Genomic DNA, 15,747 nt, shown 5'->3' with positions numbered 1-15,747 from the left:
CGCTCATGCCGTCGCCTGTGGTCGAACAATTGCTCCGTGAACTGCACGCATCACTCACGCTGCGCAAGCGTCCTGAGGACGTGGCCCGGCTTATCCAAGACCTTTACACCGCTCAGGCATTGACCTCGATACAGCGACCGAGGCGGTGCTCGCCAAGGCTGCCGAGAACTCGTTGCGTAACCTCTGGCACGGCTATACCTCCATGCTGGAAGAGTTCGCGCGTCCCGTCGGCGCCCAGCGGCAACTCGCTCGAGCGACCAGTCTTTTCACGAGCGTGCCGGAGCTTCCGGCGGGCGCCGGCGACGATCCCGCCCGGATAGAGGCGGTGATCCGGCGTGCCGGGGAGGAGATCGGTCGGTCGTACGGGCAGAACGACTTCGGTATGGACCGGCTGAACCGGGCCGAGCGCACGGCGGCGGGCCTCGGTGAGATATCGAAGCGCCAGTACAACAAGCGCTTCCGGCTGCTGCGCCGGATGGAAGCCAAGCTGGCCCGGCTCATCCACGAGCAGTACCGCCGCGAAGTGACGATGACCGGCAAAGGCGCCCTCGCTCACGCGCTGCCGTACGAACTGTTCGCCACCGACACGGACTCGGCGGCCTTCATCGCGTACATCACGGCACGCGGGTACATGCGCAGCATCTTCACCAACGGCCGGCAACGTCAGGTCTACGACGAGGTCGCGATGGCGTTGTTCGAGCGTCTGCGGGATGCTCCCGAGCGGACCTGCTGGTACGCGGTCGCGCATGTGTACCCGACGGACGAAGTGCTGGCCCATGTGTCCGACGAAGACCTCACGCAGCTGCTGATTCGGTGGAACCGTGTCCTGCGCCAGGTCGCCGACCTGCTGGAAGACGCCTGGAACCGGCATCCGCTGGAACGCGGAACGATGATCGTGCGCCGCGGCGACGACTCGTCGACCTGGAACCAGGCCGCGCAAGCATGGAACACGGCCCGGGCACATTGGTTCGCGCTGATGGAGGAGCTGGGGCAGTACGAGATCCTGGATCGCTTCTGCCCTGGCAAGGTACCCCGTCTCATGGCTGCCGACGTCGCGTACTGGCACCGCATGAGCGGGGGCGGACTGCATCCCGACACCTATGTGTGGGCGGATCTGCCTATGCCCTGGGAAGTTCTCCGGGGTGAGAAGGAATGTCCGCGCTCACTCGTCGAAGCAGTTTGCGCCCGGCATCGGGTAGACCCGGTAGCAGGTGCCTGGACCGCTCCCAGGCCGACAGCTGAGGCCGTCCCTTTCCGGCGCACACCCGAGCTGGTGCATGGAGTTGCCGTGGCAGATCCGCTCATGGCCAGCGCGCTCCGGTCGGCAGGTGTCTTTTCCGGCAAGGACAAGCGTGCGGCTGCGCAGGAGTGGCTGTGACCGATGACAAGCAATGCCCCGGACTGATCCGGTAAATCAGTTGCTCCCGCCGCAGCCCTGGGCAATGATCACAGCGGCGACGAGGAAGCTCTGCGGAGGAGCGCCCGGCTCTGATCCCGGGTGGACGCAGGTTCGAATCCTGCCCTCGTCGCCTGTTCACGTACCCGTCGAAAACACCCTGATCGGCGGCTTTTTCATAAGTGCGGAGCACTTGCTCCGTGAGTGCGGTTTCGGGTGTTGCAGGCTGGCCCGAAAGGCCGTTGTGGCTGAACCCGCGGGACCCGCCTGCATCGGGCACAGGGTTGGGGTCCTATTCGTCGGTCGATGCGTCGATCAGGGAACGACTCCCGGAAACCCTATGCCCGCCTCAGGGTCTGCCACTCCGAGATCGGCGCGCATAGCAGACCTCAGGCTCTGAAGTTTGCTTTCGAATGTGTTAACAAGGACTCGGTATTCGGGATTATCCTGAAGAAGGCCATTCGCAATGGGGTCCTTCATGTTCCGCAGTGACTTATACGCTGCCTCTGAGTGGCGTACGACCTCGGGTGGGGCGGTGATGAACATCTCCATCCTCTTTTCGTAGGCCTGGCTGTCAGGTAGTGCCCGGCGGGCAGTTTCCCACCGTTGCTCAGGCGTCAACGAAGGGTTGTAGGCGACTTCCCGCAGGCCGTTACGCCATTTGGCGAGCGATACTAGATATCCCGTGTACACCTCTCTTCTTGCGGTCTCCTGTCGTGCACCCTTCTCTCGTCGCCACCTCATGGCGTCAACCATTAAAGTGGACCCCATTCCAATTGCGGCACCAATCAGTGCGCTTGCTAGTGAAAATAAATTCATGAGGCGATAGTAATGATGAGGCGCCAGTAGGGACAGGCGCTCGCCGTGAAGCCGGTGCTGGCCGTCGACCTGGGGGACGGCACCGTGCGGCTCGACAACACGCCCTGGTTCGTCAGGGGGATCGCCTGCGGGGACGTCGTGGCGGTCGAGGCCGATGAGGGCGTGGCCAAGGAGTGGTGGGACGTGGAGGAGGGGTGCGTCACCGCGCAGTGGCGGGCTGTCTCCACCGGCTGAGGGCCTTCACGGCTGTTCATTACCTCTCCGGTAATCGACCCACCCCTCTCCTCCCTGGCAGGGTCGAGCCCATCGGTAGGAACCCCCGGCGGGTGCCGGCCCCGCAGTCGTGAGGAGAGCTTCGTGTTCGACAAGTCCAGTGGCACCAACATGAGTTCAGAGGTCAGCGCCGAGGCCACCCGCGCCGTAGTCCAAGACTTCCTCGCCGCTCGCCTCGCCGGAGACACCCAGCGGCTCGTGGAGCTCTTCGCCGACGAAGTCGACTGGATGCTCGCCGAGAACCCGGGCGTGCCGTGGATCCGGCCGAGGCGTACCGGGGTCGAATGTGCCGCTCAGTTCTCGGAGTTGATGGAGTACACCGTGCCCGAGGACGCGCGTGCCTCCGTCGACGCCTTTCTTGTCGATGGTGCCGATGCCGTGCTCATGGGGCATGTGTCGGGGACCGTACGCGCCACGGGCAAGTCCTTCGCGGGGCCGTTCGCGTTGCGGCTCACCGTGGAGGACGGGCGGATCGTTCGGCATCACCTCTACGAGAACAGTCTGTCGATCGCTGAGGCATGCGTCCCGGATCAGTGAGACGACGGGGTCAGACCTCGAACGGCACCGGATGTACCTCGTCCGCTTGGTGTCCCGCGCGTTCGTGGACGCGTTGGACCGCATCGGCCGACGGGGCCTCGGAGAGGCAGTAGACCGTGCCGGACTCCGGGTCCGCCCAGGCGTGTTCGAAGTGGACCGACTCCTCCTGCTCGATGGCGAGGTCGGCCTGGTGGGCCGCCATCAACTGGTCGGCCGTGATGCCCCGCATGCCGCGGTGGATGTCCATGAACCTGGCCATGATCCCGCGCCTCCTTACGACCGGACGCTTCCCGCATCTCCATGCTGCGCCTGGCCGGCGGTGAGGGCACCCGGAGCGGCGGAGGGCCGGCGCGAAGCGTGTTCGCGCCGGCCCCGGTCGTCGTTCAGCCGCACTGGCACGGGTTGCCCGACTGGCACCCACAGCCGCAGCCCGAGCCGCAGCCGCACGCGGCTACCAGCGGAAGGCTCCTGATCTCGGCGGGCTGCTCGGTCTCGCGCTCCTGCGTGGGGTCGGGCGTGGTGCTGCCAAGGGATTCGGCCATGGGTCCCCTCCTAGTACCTCGGGGCAGGGATGCCCTCGCCCATTTCATGCCCATTCGGCCGGGCGCATCAACGGCGCACGGAGGCGTTCGGCCACGCCGGCCCTCCGTCCACGCGCAGGCCCAAAACCCCTGCCGAACCCCCGGAGGGCTACGCCCCCTCCACCCCCGTAACCCCCTGGATGTCCGCCTGCAGCTCGTCCGCGTGCTCGCCCGTCACCAGGTACACCACCCGCTTGGCCACGGCCACGGCATGGTCGGCGTACCGCTCGTAGTAGCGGCCCAGCAGTGTGACGTCGACCGCCGTCTCGATGCCGTGCTTCCAGCGGTCGTCGATCAGGTGCTGGAAGAGGGTGCGGTGCAGCAGGTCCATCTCGTCGTCGTCCTGCTCCAGCTGGAGGGCGAGGTCGACGTCCTTGGTCACGATCACCTCGGCGGCCTTCGCCATCAGGCGCTGCGCGAGCTGGCCCATCTCCAGGATGGTGGCGTGCAGGTCCTGCGGGACCGCCCGCTCCGGGAACCGCAGCCGCGCCAGCTTCGCCACGTGCTGGGCGAGGTCGCCGGAGCGTTCCAGGTCGGCGGACATCCGCAGCGACGTGACGACTATCCGCAGGTCCGTGGCCACCGGCTGCTGCCGGGCCAGCAGGGCTATCGCCCGGGCCTCCAGGTCGTGCTGGAGCTCGTCCACCTTCTGGTCGGCCTCGATCACGCTCTCGGCCAGCTTCAGGTCGGCGTCGAGCATCGCGGTCGTGGCGCGCCCGATGGCCGACCCGACCAGCCGGGCCATCTCCACCAGTCCGTCGCCGATCGAGTCCAGTTCCTCGTGGTACGCGTCCCGCATTGTGGGTTCCCTCTCGTGCGTGGTCGTCCGGGGATCTCGGGGGCCGTCACATCACGCGCGCGCCCCCTGGCGAAACCGGCGGTACGTGCCCCACGTTCCACGCTGTGCCTCGTACGCGTCCTTTTCCGCCACCCCAAATGAACCAATGCTGGCTCCAAGGTGAACTCTGGGCGACGAGTGTTCGAGGTCGCACCCGGACGGCTGTGGGCATGTCGTACCCCATGCCTAACCTGGAGCCATGGACGTGAACGCGGCGGTCGCCGCAGCGGCAGCGATCGCCGGGGTACTGACCGGCGTCATCGCCATGCTGGCGTTCCGCTGGAGCGAACGCGACCAGAAGCGACCGACCAGGACTTCCTTGCACACCGATCCCGTACTCCCGCCCGGCGTGGACACCGTGCTGTCGGTGCTGCGCTCCTCCGCCGTGGTCCTCGACGAGGCCGACGCCGTCGTCAAGGCCAGCTCCGCCGCGTACGCCCTCGGGCTGGTGCGCGGTGGCACGCTCTCGGTGGAGCCGATGCTCCAGATGGCCCGGGACACCCGCAGGGACGGGGAGATACGCCAGGTCGAACTGGATCTCCCCCGGCGCGGCACCGGGCGCGGCGAGGCCCTCGCGGTCTCCGCGCGCGTGGCCCCGCTCGGCTCCCGCCTGGTCCTGCTGCTGGTCGAGGACCTGACGGAGGCCCGCAGGATCGAGGCGGTACGACGCGACTTCGTGGCGAACGTCAGCCATGAGCTGAAGACGCCCGTCGGCGCGCTGTCCCTCCTCTCCGAGGCCGTCATGGACGCCTCCGACGACCCCGAGGCCGTACAGCGCTTCGCCGGCCGCATGCAGATCGAGGCGACGCGCCTGACCAATCTGGTCCAGGAGCTGATCGACCTCTCCCGGGTGCAGAACGACGACCCGCTGGAGGACGCCGAGCCGGTCCGCGTGGACGAGCTGGTCGCCGAGGCCATCGACCGCTGCCGCCACCAGGCGGGCACCAAGCAGATCACGATGGCCTCGAACGTGTGGTCGCCCGACGGGACCGATCAGGGCGGGCGACGCGAGGGCGACGCCGCCGACCTGCACGTGTGGGGCAACCGCGGACAGCTGGCCGCCGCCCTCGGCAACCTGGTCGAGAACGCCGTCAACTACTCCCCGGCCCGCACCCGCGTCGGCATAGCCGCCCGCAGGGTCTCCGCGCCCGGCGGCGACATGATCGAGCTGGCCGTCACCGACCAGGGCATCGGCATCTCCGACAAGGACAAGGAGCGCATCTTCGAGCGCTTCTACCGGGTCGACCCGGCCCGCTCCCGTGCCACCGGAGGCACCGGTCTCGGTCTCGCGATCGTCAAGCACGTGGTCGCCTCGCACGGCGGGGAGGTCACGGTCTGGAGCGCCGAGGGCCAGGGCTCCACCTTCACCCTCAGGCTGCCGGAGGCGGGCGCGGCCCGCGACCGCGCACAGCAGCACCCCGGCTTCGAAGACGAGGCCGGATCCCCCGAATCATCCCCGTACGCTTCGCTTCCCGCCCCGGAGGTCCTTCCGTGACCCGTGTGCTCGTCGTCGAGGACGAGGAGTCCTTCTCCGACGCCCTGTCGTACATGCTTCGCAAGGAGGGCTTCGAGGTCGCCGTCGCGGCGACCGGCCCCGACGGTCTGGACGAGTTCGAGCGCAACGGCGCCGATCTGGTCCTCCTCGACCTGATGCTGCCGGGCCTGCCCGGCACCGAGGTCTGCCGCCAGCTGCGCGGCCGCTCCAACGTCCCCGTGATCATGGTGACCGCGAAGGACAGCGAGATCGACAAGGTCGTCGGTCTCGAAATAGGAGCCGACGACTACGTCACCAAGCCGTTCTCCTCCCGGGAGCTGGTCGCCCGCATCCGCGCGGTGCTGCGCCGGCGCGGCGAGCCGGAGGAGGTCGCCCCGGCCGCGCTGGAGGCGGGCCCGGTCCGCATGGACGTCGACCGCCACGTGGTCACCGTCGCCGGCTCCAAGGTCGACCTTCCGCTGAAGGAGTTCGACCTGCTGGAGATGCTGCTGCGCAACGCGGGCCGGGTGCTCACCCGCATGCAGCTCATCGACCGCGTCTGGGGCGCCGACTACGTGGGCGACACCAAGACCCTGGACGTCCACGTCAAGCGCCTGCGCGCCAAGATCGAGCCGGACCCGGGCGCGCCGCGCTACCTGGTGACGGTGCGCGGGCTGGGCTACAAGTTCGAGCCGTAGGCCGCGACGGGCCCACAGCTGCGCCGAAGGGCGGCACCCGGGACACGGGGTGCCGCCCTTCGGCGCACGCATACGTACGACGGGCCGCCCGGCCCCGAGGAGCCGGCGGCCCTACGCCCCCTCGGAGGCCGGTGGCCGACCGCGAGGCGGAGTCGCTCGTCCCGTCAGTGGCCGGCGGCCGACTGCGAGGCGGAGTCGCTCGGGGCGACGGCCTCACCGGAGGCGCTGCCCGACGGGGTCGCCCCGCCGCTCTTCTCCGGCTCGCCGCCGTGCTCCGGCTTGCCGCTCGCCGACGGGGTGGTGCCCGGCGCGCCGGACTTGGTCGCCGACGCCGAGGCCGACGGCTTGCCCGACGGGATCTGCGCCGGACCCCACTTGTCGAAGTAGCTGGTGGCCGGGACCACGAAGGCGCTCAGGCTCACCTTGCCGGTCTTGCTGAAGGTGAAGGTGATCTTCTGGGCGTCGCCGTCCTTGACGGCCTCGCGGCCGCTGGGCAGCGTCGCGGTGGCGTTGCCCTTGCCGCCGATGACCAGCGAGCCGCCCGCGGGGACGGTCACGTCCTTGCCCTTGGCGGGCTTGAGGTCGGCGGACGTGCCGCTGCCCTCCAGGGTCACGGACTCCAGGGTCTCGGCCTTGTCGCCCGAGTTGAACACGGTCGCGGAGATCACCGCGGGACCGGTCGCCTTCAGGTCGGGCTGGGTGATGACCAGGGCGTTCTGGATCTTGATGGCGCCGACGCTGGTCGCCGCGTTGTCCGGCTTGATCTCCAGGGTCTGCGAGTCGTTGCCGGCGCCGCAGGCGGCGAGCGAGGCGATCGAGAAGACGATGGCGGAGGCGGCGAGGGCGCCGCGTCGAAGGCTGCTGCTCACGGCGGCGGCAACTCCTTGAACGCGCGGGCGGCTCCTCTTGTAAAGCCGCCCTAAGTGTCTGTCAGCGGCCTTAGGCTACCGAGCCGTTCCCGGGCCATCGCACCCGACCCTCCCCCAAGCCCCGTCCATCCCTCCAGGTGGAGGTACCCCGGCGGGTACAAGTGACCTGCCGGTCACATTGCGAAGGCGCTCGTCTGCCATTCGTATAACGCGACGGTGCGCGCCTGATGGCGGCCGTCGCGAAATTTCCGTGGAGGAATGTGCCGGGCTCCCCGAAATTGATCACGACGCGCCCGTCCGGCGGCCGGTGATCAATTTCGGATTCGTCTCACATCCACCTGTGGGCACCGAACGGAGTAGCGGAAGTCGCACTGCCGGAGCCGGACAAACCGGGACGTTCCGCCACTTGGATCGGGCTGCCGGGGCGTGTAGCGTACGCGTTTCACCTCGCCCGGAGAGCCCCTCCCACCTGCGAATACCCGCTTCCGCGAGGCCCGCGCAGCACGTCCCGGTTGCTGTTGTCAAGCCCCGAGATATGCCCTGACCTGCGAAAACGCCATTCAGAAGACGCCGTATCCGTGTTACCCTGGATAGCCACGGAAGGGGTACCTGTCACATGACGTTCAAGGTTGGCGACACCGTGGTCTATCCCCATCACGGGGCCGCGCTGATCGAGGCTATCGAAACTCGCCAGATCAAAGGCGTGGACAAGACCTACTTGGTGCTGAAGGTCGCCCAGGGTGACCTGACGGTACGTGTGCCAGCGGACAATGCGGAGTTCGTCGGCGTGCGTGATGTGGTCGGTCAGGACGGACTGGACCGGGTCTTCGAGGTGCTGCGCGCGCCGTATGCCGAGGAGCCCACGAACTGGTCCCGTCGCTACAAGGCAAACCTGGAGAAGCTCGCCTCCGGCGATGTCATCAAGGTCGCCGAGGTCGTGCGCGACCTGTGGCGTCGCGAGCGCGAGCGCGGACTGTCCGCCGGTGAGAAGCGCATGCTCGCCAAGGCTCGCCAGATCCTGGTGAGCGAGCTGGCGCTCGCGGAGAACACGAACGAGGACAAGGCCGAGGCCCTGCTCGACGAGGTGCTCGCCTCCTGACGCGCAGAGGCAGCGAACCATCGCTTCCGGCACGCCCAGCACAGCAGTGAAATGCCGCGGTGCCCGTTGACACTGATCCTGTCGCCGGGCGCTGCGGCATGTTCGTCCCCGCGGGGCGTGCCCCGGGAAGCCTGCGGTTCAAACCCCCCGGTACTCGGCGTGCCGGGCCCGGGCGCATGGCTCGACCAGGGTCACGGAAAGGGTCCGGTCAAGGCGTCGCGCCCGGCACTCCTGAAGGCCATACCCACGTAGGTCGAGCACACAAACCTGACAGGAACCGATGTCTGACGAATCGCGCCCCACGCCCGCGCAGACCCCCGTCGCCGCCGTGATTCCCGCCGCCGGCCGGGGCGTGCGCCTCGGTCCGGGCGCCCCCAAGGCGCTGCGCGCGCTGAGCGGCACGCCCATGCTCATCCACGCCGTCCGCGCCCTCGCCGCGTCCCGCCATGTCTCCCTGGTGATCGTCGTGGCCCCGCCGGACGGCGCCGCCGAGGTCAAGTCCCTGCTCGACGCGCACGCGCTGCCTGGGGGTACCCCCAGCGGTAGCTGGGGGAGGACGGACTTCCTGGTCGTCCCCGGCGGCGAGTCCCGGCAGGAGTCGGTCCGGCTCGGCCTGGACGCCCTGCCGCCGCAGTACGGCGTCGTCCTGGTGCACGACGCGGCCCGCCCGCTGGTCCCGGTCGACACGGTCGACGCGGTCGTGGAGGCCGTACGCGACGGCGCCCCCGCCGTGGTGCCCGTGCTGCCGCTGGCCGACACGGTCAAGGAGGTCGAGCCCGCCGCCGCGGCCGGCGACCCGGAGCCGGTCGTCGCCACTCCCGAGCGGTCCCGGCTGCGCGCCGTCCAGACCCCGCAGGGCTTCGACCGGGCGACCCTGGTCCGCGCCCACGAGACCGTCACCGAGAACGTCACCGACGACGCGAGCATGGTCGAGCAGCTGGGGCTCACGGTCGTGGCCGTCCCCGGTCACGAGGAGGCCTTCAAGGTCACCCGCCCGCTGGACCTGGTCCTCGCCGAGGCGGTCCTGGCCCGCAGGAGGCTCACCGATGGCTTCTGAGGCACCGCCGCTTCCCCGGGTCGGCATCGGCACCGACATCCACGCCTTCGAGGACGGCCGCGAGCTGTGGTGCGCCGGCCTGAAGTGGGAGGACGAGGGGCCCGGACTCGCCGGCCACTCCGACGCCGACGTGGTCGCCCACGCGGCCTGCAACGCGCTGTTCTCCGCCGCCGGGCTCGGTGACCTGGGACAGCACTTCGGCACCGGCCGACCCGAGTGGTCCGGTGCCTCCGGCGTCACCCTGCTCACCGAGGCCGCCCGGATCGTGCGCGCGGCCGGCTTCGCCATCGGCAACATCGCCGTCCAGGTGATCGGACCCCGCCCGAAGATCGGCAAGCGCCGCGACGAGGCCCAGAAGATCCTCTCCGAGGCGGCCGGCGCGCCCGTGTCGGTCTCCGGCGCCACCACCGACGGCCTGGGCTTCCCCGGCCGCGACGAGGGACTGATGGCGGTGGCGACGGCCCTGGTGGTGCGGGTGCGCTGACGGCGTGCGAGGGTACCCTCACGCTCACCAGTCATCCCTGGACTCCGGAGGGTACCCATGTCCGCCGCACTGTCCGACGAGCTCAAGTCCCTGCTCGACACCCCGGTGTTCGTCACCGTCGCCACCATCCAGCCCGACGGCAGCCCGCAGCTTTCCCCCGTGTGGGTGGCGCGGGACGGCGACGACATCCTCTTCTCCACGACGGTCGGCCGTCAGAAGGAGCGGAACCTGCGCCGCGACCCCCGCGTCACGGTCCTGCTGCAGCCCTTCGACGCGCCGTACACGTACGCCGAGATCCGCGGCACCGCCGAGATCACGACCGAGGGCGGCCCGGAGCTCATCGACGAACTCAGCCGCAAGTACACCGGCAAGGACTACGCGGACTTCAACCCGGCGTCGAAGGACGACGCCCAGCGGGTCGTCGTACGGATCCGGCCACGGAAGGTCGTCGGCCGCCTCTGAGATCCCGCATCGCGGAGAAGGGCGTGAGGCACTCTCTCGCGCCCACTACTCTGGAGTGGTGACTATTCGCCTGTACGACACCAGCGCCCGGCAGATCCGTGACTTCACCCCGCTCAAGCCGGGCTGTGTCTCGATCTACCTGTGTGGCGCCACCGTGCAGGCGGCCCCCCATATCGGCCACATCCGCTCGGGCCTCAACTTCGACATCATGCGCCGCTGGTTCGCCTACCGCGGCTACGAGGTGACGTTCATCCGCAACGTCACCGACATCGACGACAAGATCATCACCAAGAGCCACGAGCAGCACCGGCCCTGGTGGTCGATCGGGTACGAGAACGAGCGCGCGTTCAACGAGGGCTACACCGCCCTCGGCTGCCTCCCGCCGACCTACGAGCCCCGCGCCACCGGTCACATCACCGAGATGACCGAGATGATGCGGGGCCTCATCGACCGCGGGCACGCCTACGCGGCCGACGGCAACGTCTACTTCGACGTCCGCTCCTTCCCCCAGTACCTGGAGCTGTCCCGGCAGGAGCTGGACAACCTGCTCCAGCCGTCCGGCGAGGGCGAGACCGGCAAGCGGGACCCGCGCGACTTCGCCCTGTGGAAGGCGGCCAAGCCCGGCGAGCCGAGCTGGCCGACCCCGTGGGGGCCGGGCCGCCCCGGCTGGCACCTGGAGTGCTCGGCGATGGCCCACAAGTACCTGGGCAGCGCCTTCGACATCCACGGCGGCGGCCTGGACCTGATCTTCCCGCACCACGAGAACGAGATCGCCCAGGCCAAGGCCTACGGCGACGAGTTCGCCCGGTACTGGGTGCACAACGCCTGGGTGACCATGGCCGGCGACAAGATGTCCAAGTCGCTCGGCAACAGCGTCCTGGTCAGCGAGATGGTCAAGCAGTGGCGCCCGATCGTGCTGCGCTACTACCTGGGCACCCCGCACTACCGCTCGATGATCGAGTACAGCGAGGAGTCCCTGCGCGAGGCCGAGTCCGCGTTCGCGCGGATCGAGGGCTTCGTCCAGCGGGTCACCGAGCTGGCCGGCAAGACCGTGGAACCGGCCGCCGAGGTCCCGCCCGCCTTCGCCGAGGCGATGGACGACGACCTGGGCGTCCCGCAGGCCCTCGCCGTCGTGCACACCACCGTCCGGCAGGGCAACAGCGCCCTCGCCGCCGACGACAAGGACGCCGCCGTCGCCCGGCTCGCCGAGGTGCGGGCCATGCTCGGCGTCCTCGGACTCGACCCGCTCGACGCCCACTGGGCCGGCGAGGGCGGCGACCGGGGCGAGGACCTCCAGGGCGTGGTCGACAGCCTCGTCCGCCTGGTCCTCGACCAGCGCGAGTCCGCCCGCGCCCGCAAGGACTGGGCCACCGCCGACGCCATCCGCGACCAGCTCAAGGAGTCCGGGCTGGTCATCGAGGACAGCCCGCAGGGCCCGCGCTGGAGCCTCGGCGCGCGCTGACCGCGACTGATCGACTGTGCCGCCCGGCCCTCCGGGCGGCACACTGCATAAGACGTACGTACGACGCCTCACGGAGACAGGTAACTCATGGCCGCGAACAACCGCCGCATGTCCGGCAAGAAGGGCGCGCAGGTCGGCAGCGGCGGCAAGCGGCGCCGGGGCCTGGAAGGAAAGGGCCCGACCCCGCCCGCCGAGATGCGCAAGGGACACGCCAAGCAGCGCGTCGCCGCGGCCAAGGCCCGCCGCGCGCAGAGCCGCACGCCGCAGCGCCGGGGCGCCGGCCGGTCGACCTCCGAACTGGTCGTCGGCCGCAACCCGGTGGTGGAGGCGCTCCGCGAGGGCGTCCCCGCCTCCACGCTCTACGTCCAGCAGTTCATCGACAACGACGAGCGCGTCCGCGAGGCCCTCCAGCTCGCCGCCGAGCGCGGCGGCATCAACCTCATGGAGGCCCCGCGCCCCGAGCTGGACCGCATGACCAACGGCCTCAACCACCAGGGCCTCGTCCTCCAGGTCCCGCCGTACGAGTACGCGCACCCCGAGGACCTGCTCGACGCCGCCGCCGAGGAGGGCGAGGACCCGCTGGTCGTCGCCCTGGACGGGGTCACCGACCCGCGCAACCTCGGCGCGGTCGTCCGCTCAGTCTCCGCCTTCGGCGGCCACGGTGTGATCGTCCCCGAGCGCCGCTCGGCCGGCATGACCGCGGGCGCCTGGAAGACCTCCGCCGGTGCGGCGGCGCGGACGCCGGTCGCCCGGGCCACCAACCTCACCCGGACCCTGGAGGCCTACAAGAAGGCCGGCCTCACGGTGGTCGGCCTGGCCGCGGACGGCGAGGTCGAACTCGGCGAACTGGACGCCCTCGCGGGCCCGGTGGCCATCGTGGTCGGCAGCGAGGGCAAGGGTCTGTCCCGCCTGGTCGGCGAGACCTGCGACGTCCGGGTGCGCATCCCGATGCCGGGTGGCGCGGAGTCGCTCAACGCGGGCGTGGCGGCCGGGATCGTGCTGTACGAGGCCGCGCGCAGGCGCTGACCGACGGCCCGGACGGGCTGAACACCCGTCCGGGGCCTCACCCTCGCGGGGTGATTCGGGTGGCCGTACGGCGGTGGGCACGGCTTTGACGGGGTCCGGACACATCCGGGCGGTCAAAGCAGTGTCCTAACACCACGTCACTCGGTTAGATGAGTGTGGACACCAGAACACCCCGCACACCCACGGGGGACCGCTCGTCGGGTTTCGACGACGCTCCCGCGCTGAGCATGGTGAAGGTGCCGAGCGATCCGGCGCAGGTCATCGTCAATCACGCCAGCTTCCGCGTGCAGTTGGGCGCGTCGGCGAAGGGCACCCAGTCCCCCCGGATCACCCGGCATCTGCACGCCACCGGCCAGGGGGCCGCCCGCAAGCCGGTCCTGGGCCCGGCGGGCCGGCCGGCCGACGCCTCCGGCCGCCGCCGCCCCGTCGTCTGGAGCGGCCGGTCGGCCCCCGACGACACCGGCGCCCACCGGCTCCTCCAGGCCGTGCGGGGCAGCAGCGTCCGCCACGCCGACGAGCCCGAGGCCGGCGCCACCCAGGTCATCCCGCGCGTCCAGACCGGCTACGCCGACACCTACACCGAACTCGACCAGACCGTCGAGACCCCGGTCGTGGGCCACCAGCGCACCGCTCCCGACGCCGCCGGCGCCACCCGTCTGCTGCCGCACATGCGCACGGTCACCGGCGCCTACGACACCCCGGCCGGCGACGAGGCCGACACCGGCCCGTACGAGGCGTACCCGGCGGACGCCGGCTACGACTACGACGAGGACGGCGACGACCCGCGTCCCGCCCGCAGCCGGAGCGACGACCCGTCCCGGCACGCCTACTACCCCGGCCGCCGGATGAACCTGGGCGTGGTCCTGCTCCCACTGCGGATCTTCCTGGGCTTCATCTCCATCTACGCCGGCATGGGCAAGCTGTGCGACCCCGTCTACTTCGACGGCGGCGAGCGCGGCTCCATGGTGAAGTGGCTCAACACCCTGCACCCGTGGGACGTGGCCGAGCCGCTGCGCCAGTTCGCCCTCCAGCACCCGGTCGGCTCCGGCCTGGTCATCGCCTTCCTCCAGGTCGTCGTCGGCGTCCTGACCATCCTGGGCTGCTGGCAGCGCGTGGCCGCGGTCGTCGGCGCGCTGCTCTCGGCCGCCCTGATCGTCACCGTCAGCTGGAAGACGGTCCCGGCCTACGACGCCCCGGACATCATCTACCTCGCCGCCTGGTCCCCGCTGGTCATCGCCGGCGCCCCCGTGTACTCGGTGGACGGCCGGCTCGCGGGCGGTGCCTGGCGACGGCTCGGCCCGCGCTCCGACATCTGGGAGCTGCGCCGCTACGTGCTGCGGCGGGGCGCGCTGATCACGGCCGTCACCGTCGGCCTGACCCTGCTGATCGGCTCCCTGCTGGGCGGCGCGGTCCGCGACTCCGGGCGCGTCGTCGTCCCCGGCCCCGGCGAGGCACCCCGCAACCACCTGCCCGGCTCCCCGCTCCCGCAGGAACCCGGCAAGCGGCACAAGAAGACCGCGTCACCCTCCGCCGCGCCGACCAAGGGCGCCACGGCCGGCACCAGCCCGTCCGGAGCGGCGACTCCGCCCGGCACCGGCCGCGCCACCGCCGGCGCCACCACCGCGGCCCCGACCCAGACCACGGGCACCACGGGCCAGGTCCCGCCCCGCCGGTCCGCGCCGACGGGCGGCGTCCCCAGCACCACGGCGGGCCCGACCAGCACGGGCGGTACGACGAGCACCGGCGGCACGACGTCGACCGGCGGCACCACCGGCAGCACGTCGGACGGCGGCAGCGGCAGCGGCAGCACGGCCACCGGCCAGCCGGGCCTGGTGGGCGGCCTGCTGGGCTGACGAAAGACGCCGAAGGGGCCCCGTACCTCCCCGGTACAGGGCCCCTTCGCCGTATGGGCCATCGGTTCGCCGTACGGGGCTACCGGCTCAGCGCCGCCAGCTCCTTGGCCGCTTCGGTCAGGTCCTTCGCCGTGTCGATGGCCCGCCAGTACGCGCCCTGCGGGATCGGGAACCCGGCCAGCTTGTGCTCCCGGGCCAGGCGGGGGAACGTCGTGCGCTCGTGGTCCCCGCGCTCGGGCAGCAGCGCGGCGAACTCGGGGGAGAACACGTACACGCCCGCGTTGATCTCGAAGGTGGACGGCGGCGCCTCGATGAAGTCGGTGATGTGCCCGAACCCGTCGGTCTGCACCGCGCCCCAGGGAATGCGCGGCCGGGCCAGCGCGAGGGTGGCGACGGCGTCCCGCTCGGTGTGGAAGTCGGCCATGTCCCGCAGCGAGAACCGGGTCCAGATGTCACCGTTGGTGGCGTACCAGGGCCGGTCGGGATGGGGCAGATGCGCGGCGGCGTACCGCAGGCCGCCGCCGCGGCCGAGGGGCTCGCTCTCCACGACGGTGGTGACCGAGACGGGCAGGTCGGCCGAGTCCAGCCACTTCTGCAGGACGTCGGCGAGGTGGCCGCAGGAGACGACCACGTCCGTGACACCCTCCTCGGCGAGCCAGGTGAGCTGGTGGCCGATGATCGGCGTGCCCGTGCCGGGGATCTCGACCATCGGCTTGGGCCGGTCGTCGGTGTACGGACGAAGCCGCGAGCCCTGGCCACCGGCCAGGACCACGGCTTGAGTGGGGCGCGACGCGGCGCTCGGATGGGTCATGACGGCAC

At 70.5% G+C, this 15,747-nt stretch carries 17 protein-coding genes and 1 tRNA gene; 13 read left to right on the top strand and 5 right to left on the bottom strand.

Annotation, left to right across the window (positions count from 1 at the left end; genetic code table 11):
• Nucleotides 1–145 precede the first annotated feature (145 nt).
• The 4 genes from IH25_RS37655 to IH25_RS0120595 all read left to right on the top strand — a co-directional run bounded on the left by IH25_RS37655 (nucleotide 146) and on the right by IH25_RS0120595 (nucleotide 3,025).
• A complete protein-coding gene (locus tag IH25_RS37655) occupies nucleotides 146–1,378 on the top strand; it encodes a hypothetical protein (protein WP_051754061.1) in 1,233 nt (410 codons plus the stop codon).
• Nucleotides 1,379–1,456: 78 nt separating this feature from the next.
• Nucleotides 1,457–1,529 (top strand) — tRNA-Gln (locus IH25_RS0120610).
• Between the two features lie 731 nt (nucleotides 1,530–2,260).
• The gene (locus IH25_RS37650; protein ID WP_037655326.1) at nucleotides 2,261–2,449 is read left to right on the top strand and encodes a DUF4265 domain-containing protein; all 189 of its coding nucleotides are present in this window, start codon (nucleotides 2,261–2,263) and stop codon (nucleotides 2,447–2,449) included.
• Between the two features lie 150 nt (nucleotides 2,450–2,599).
• Nucleotides 2,600–3,025, top strand: a complete 426-nt coding sequence (locus IH25_RS0120595) for a nuclear transport factor 2 family protein (RefSeq protein ID WP_030612296.1) — start codon at nucleotides 2,600–2,602, stop codon at nucleotides 3,023–3,025.
• A 10-nt stretch (nucleotides 3,026–3,035) separates the two neighbouring features.
• Here IH25_RS0120595 and IH25_RS0120590 read toward each other — a convergent pair whose 3' ends face one another.
• The 3 genes from IH25_RS0120590 to phoU all read right to left on the bottom strand — a co-directional run bounded on the left by IH25_RS0120590 (nucleotide 3,036) and on the right by phoU (nucleotide 4,405).
• Nucleotides 3,036–3,284, bottom strand: coding sequence for an SCO4226 family nickel-binding protein (locus tag IH25_RS0120590; RefSeq protein ID WP_030612293.1), 249 nt, complete (start codon nucleotides 3,282–3,284; stop codon nucleotides 3,036–3,038).
• Nucleotides 3,285–3,408: 124 nt separating this feature from the next.
• Nucleotides 3,409–3,567 (bottom strand): hypothetical protein, encoded by a 159-nt coding sequence (locus IH25_RS41695; RefSeq protein WP_167346036.1) that lies wholly within the window; start codon nucleotides 3,565–3,567, stop codon nucleotides 3,409–3,411.
• A gap of 148 nt (nucleotides 3,568–3,715) precedes the next feature.
• Entirely contained in the window at nucleotides 3,716–4,405 is a 690-nt protein-coding gene (gene phoU / locus IH25_RS0120580) for a phosphate signaling complex protein PhoU (RefSeq protein WP_030612290.1), read from the bottom strand.
• A 238-nt stretch (nucleotides 4,406–4,643) separates the two neighbouring features.
• Between phoU and IH25_RS0120575 the strand changes: the two genes are divergently transcribed.
• A complete protein-coding gene (locus tag IH25_RS0120575; protein WP_030612286.1) occupies nucleotides 4,644–5,939 on the top strand; it encodes a sensor histidine kinase in 1,296 nt (431 codons plus the stop codon).
• The gene (locus IH25_RS0120570; protein WP_030612283.1) at nucleotides 5,936–6,616 is read left to right on the top strand and encodes a response regulator transcription factor; all 681 of its coding nucleotides are present in this window, start codon (nucleotides 5,936–5,938) and stop codon (nucleotides 6,614–6,616) included. The genes IH25_RS0120575 and IH25_RS0120570 overlap by 4 nt, the downstream gene beginning before the upstream one ends.
• Nucleotides 6,617–6,780: 164 nt before the next feature.
• Here the strand turns inward: IH25_RS0120570 and IH25_RS0120565 are convergent, their stop codons facing one another.
• Nucleotides 6,781–7,485 (bottom strand): copper chaperone PCu(A)C, encoded by a 705-nt coding sequence (locus IH25_RS0120565; RefSeq protein ID WP_030612281.1) that lies wholly within the window; start codon nucleotides 7,483–7,485, stop codon nucleotides 6,781–6,783.
• Between the two features lie 616 nt (nucleotides 7,486–8,101).
• Here IH25_RS0120565 and IH25_RS0120560 point away from each other — a divergent pair.
• The 7 genes from IH25_RS0120560 (at nucleotide 8,102) to IH25_RS0120530 (ending at nucleotide 14,928) form a co-directional block, all read left to right on the top strand.
• On the top strand, nucleotides 8,102–8,584 hold the full coding sequence (locus tag IH25_RS0120560) for a CarD family transcriptional regulator (RefSeq protein WP_003953493.1): 483 nt from the start codon (nucleotides 8,102–8,104) through the stop codon (nucleotides 8,582–8,584).
• 280 nt (nucleotides 8,585–8,864) lie between these two features.
• A complete protein-coding gene (gene ispD, locus IH25_RS0120555) occupies nucleotides 8,865–9,641 on the top strand; it encodes a 2-C-methyl-D-erythritol 4-phosphate cytidylyltransferase (RefSeq protein ID WP_030612278.1) in 777 nt (258 codons plus the stop codon).
• Nucleotides 9,631–10,125 (top strand): 2-C-methyl-D-erythritol 2,4-cyclodiphosphate synthase, encoded by a 495-nt coding sequence (gene ispF, locus IH25_RS0120550; RefSeq protein ID WP_030612276.1) that lies wholly within the window; start codon nucleotides 9,631–9,633, stop codon nucleotides 10,123–10,125. The genes ispD and ispF overlap by 11 nt, the downstream gene beginning before the upstream one ends.
• Nucleotides 10,126–10,182: 57 nt before the next feature.
• Nucleotides 10,183–10,587: a PPOX class F420-dependent oxidoreductase gene (locus tag IH25_RS0120545; RefSeq protein ID WP_030612274.1), complete on the top strand. Its 405-nt coding sequence runs from the start codon at nucleotides 10,183–10,185 to the stop codon at nucleotides 10,585–10,587.
• Nucleotides 10,588–10,645: 58 nt separating this feature from the next.
• A complete protein-coding gene (gene cysS, locus IH25_RS0120540; RefSeq protein ID WP_030612272.1) occupies nucleotides 10,646–12,049 on the top strand; it encodes a cysteine--tRNA ligase in 1,404 nt (467 codons plus the stop codon).
• A gap of 87 nt (nucleotides 12,050–12,136) precedes the next feature.
• Nucleotides 12,137–13,075 (top strand): 23S rRNA (guanosine(2251)-2'-O)-methyltransferase RlmB, encoded by a 939-nt coding sequence (rlmB, locus tag IH25_RS0120535; RefSeq protein ID WP_030612270.1) that lies wholly within the window; start codon nucleotides 12,137–12,139, stop codon nucleotides 13,073–13,075.
• Between the two features lie 149 nt (nucleotides 13,076–13,224).
• Complete coding sequence (locus IH25_RS0120530) at nucleotides 13,225–14,928, top strand: DoxX family protein (RefSeq protein WP_030612268.1); 1,704 nt, start codon at nucleotides 13,225–13,227, stop codon at nucleotides 14,926–14,928.
• Nucleotides 14,929–15,007: 79 nt separating this feature from the next.
• Here IH25_RS0120530 and IH25_RS0120525 read toward each other — a convergent pair whose 3' ends face one another.
• Complete coding sequence (locus IH25_RS0120525; protein ID WP_030612265.1) at nucleotides 15,008–15,739, bottom strand: nucleotidyltransferase family protein; 732 nt, start codon at nucleotides 15,737–15,739, stop codon at nucleotides 15,008–15,010.
• Nucleotides 15,740–15,747: the final 8 nt, after the last annotated feature.

Origin of the sequence: Streptomyces achromogenes subsp. achromogenes (assembly GCF_000720835.1) — a bacterium.
Taxonomy (GTDB): domain Bacteria; phylum Actinomycetota; class Actinomycetes; order Streptomycetales; family Streptomycetaceae; genus Streptomyces; species Streptomyces achromogenes.
This window is presented reverse-complemented; position numbering and strand designations above follow the sequence as displayed.

Coding starts and splice junctions, on each gene's coding strand:
- IH25_RS0120595 (WP_030612296.1), top strand. CDS start 2,600: ATGAGTTCAGAGGTCAGCGCCGAGGCCACCCGCGCCGTAGTCCAAGAC.
- IH25_RS0120590 (WP_030612293.1), bottom strand. CDS start 3,284: ATGGCCAGGTTCATGGACATCCACCGCGGCATGCGGGGCATCACGGCC.
- IH25_RS41695 (WP_167346036.1), bottom strand. CDS start 3,567: ATGGCCGAATCCCTTGGCAGCACCACGCCCGACCCCACGCAGGAGCGC.
- phoU (WP_030612290.1), bottom strand. CDS start 4,405: ATGCGGGACGCGTACCACGAGGAACTGGACTCGATCGGCGACGGACTG.
- IH25_RS0120575 (WP_030612286.1), top strand. CDS start 4,644: ATGGACGTGAACGCGGCGGTCGCCGCAGCGGCAGCGATCGCCGGGGTA.
- IH25_RS0120560 (WP_003953493.1), top strand. CDS start 8,102: ATGACGTTCAAGGTTGGCGACACCGTGGTCTATCCCCATCACGGGGCC.
- ispD (WP_030612278.1), top strand. CDS start 8,865: ATGTCTGACGAATCGCGCCCCACGCCCGCGCAGACCCCCGTCGCCGCC.
- ispF (WP_030612276.1), top strand. CDS start 9,631: ATGGCTTCTGAGGCACCGCCGCTTCCCCGGGTCGGCATCGGCACCGAC.
- IH25_RS0120545 (WP_030612274.1), top strand. CDS start 10,183: ATGTCCGCCGCACTGTCCGACGAGCTCAAGTCCCTGCTCGACACCCCG.
- rlmB (WP_030612270.1), top strand. CDS start 12,137: ATGGCCGCGAACAACCGCCGCATGTCCGGCAAGAAGGGCGCGCAGGTC.
- IH25_RS0120530 (WP_030612268.1), top strand. CDS start 13,225: ATGAGTGTGGACACCAGAACACCCCGCACACCCACGGGGGACCGCTCG.
- IH25_RS0120525 (WP_030612265.1), bottom strand. CDS start 15,739: ATGACCCATCCGAGCGCCGCGTCGCGCCCCACTCAAGCCGTGGTCCTG.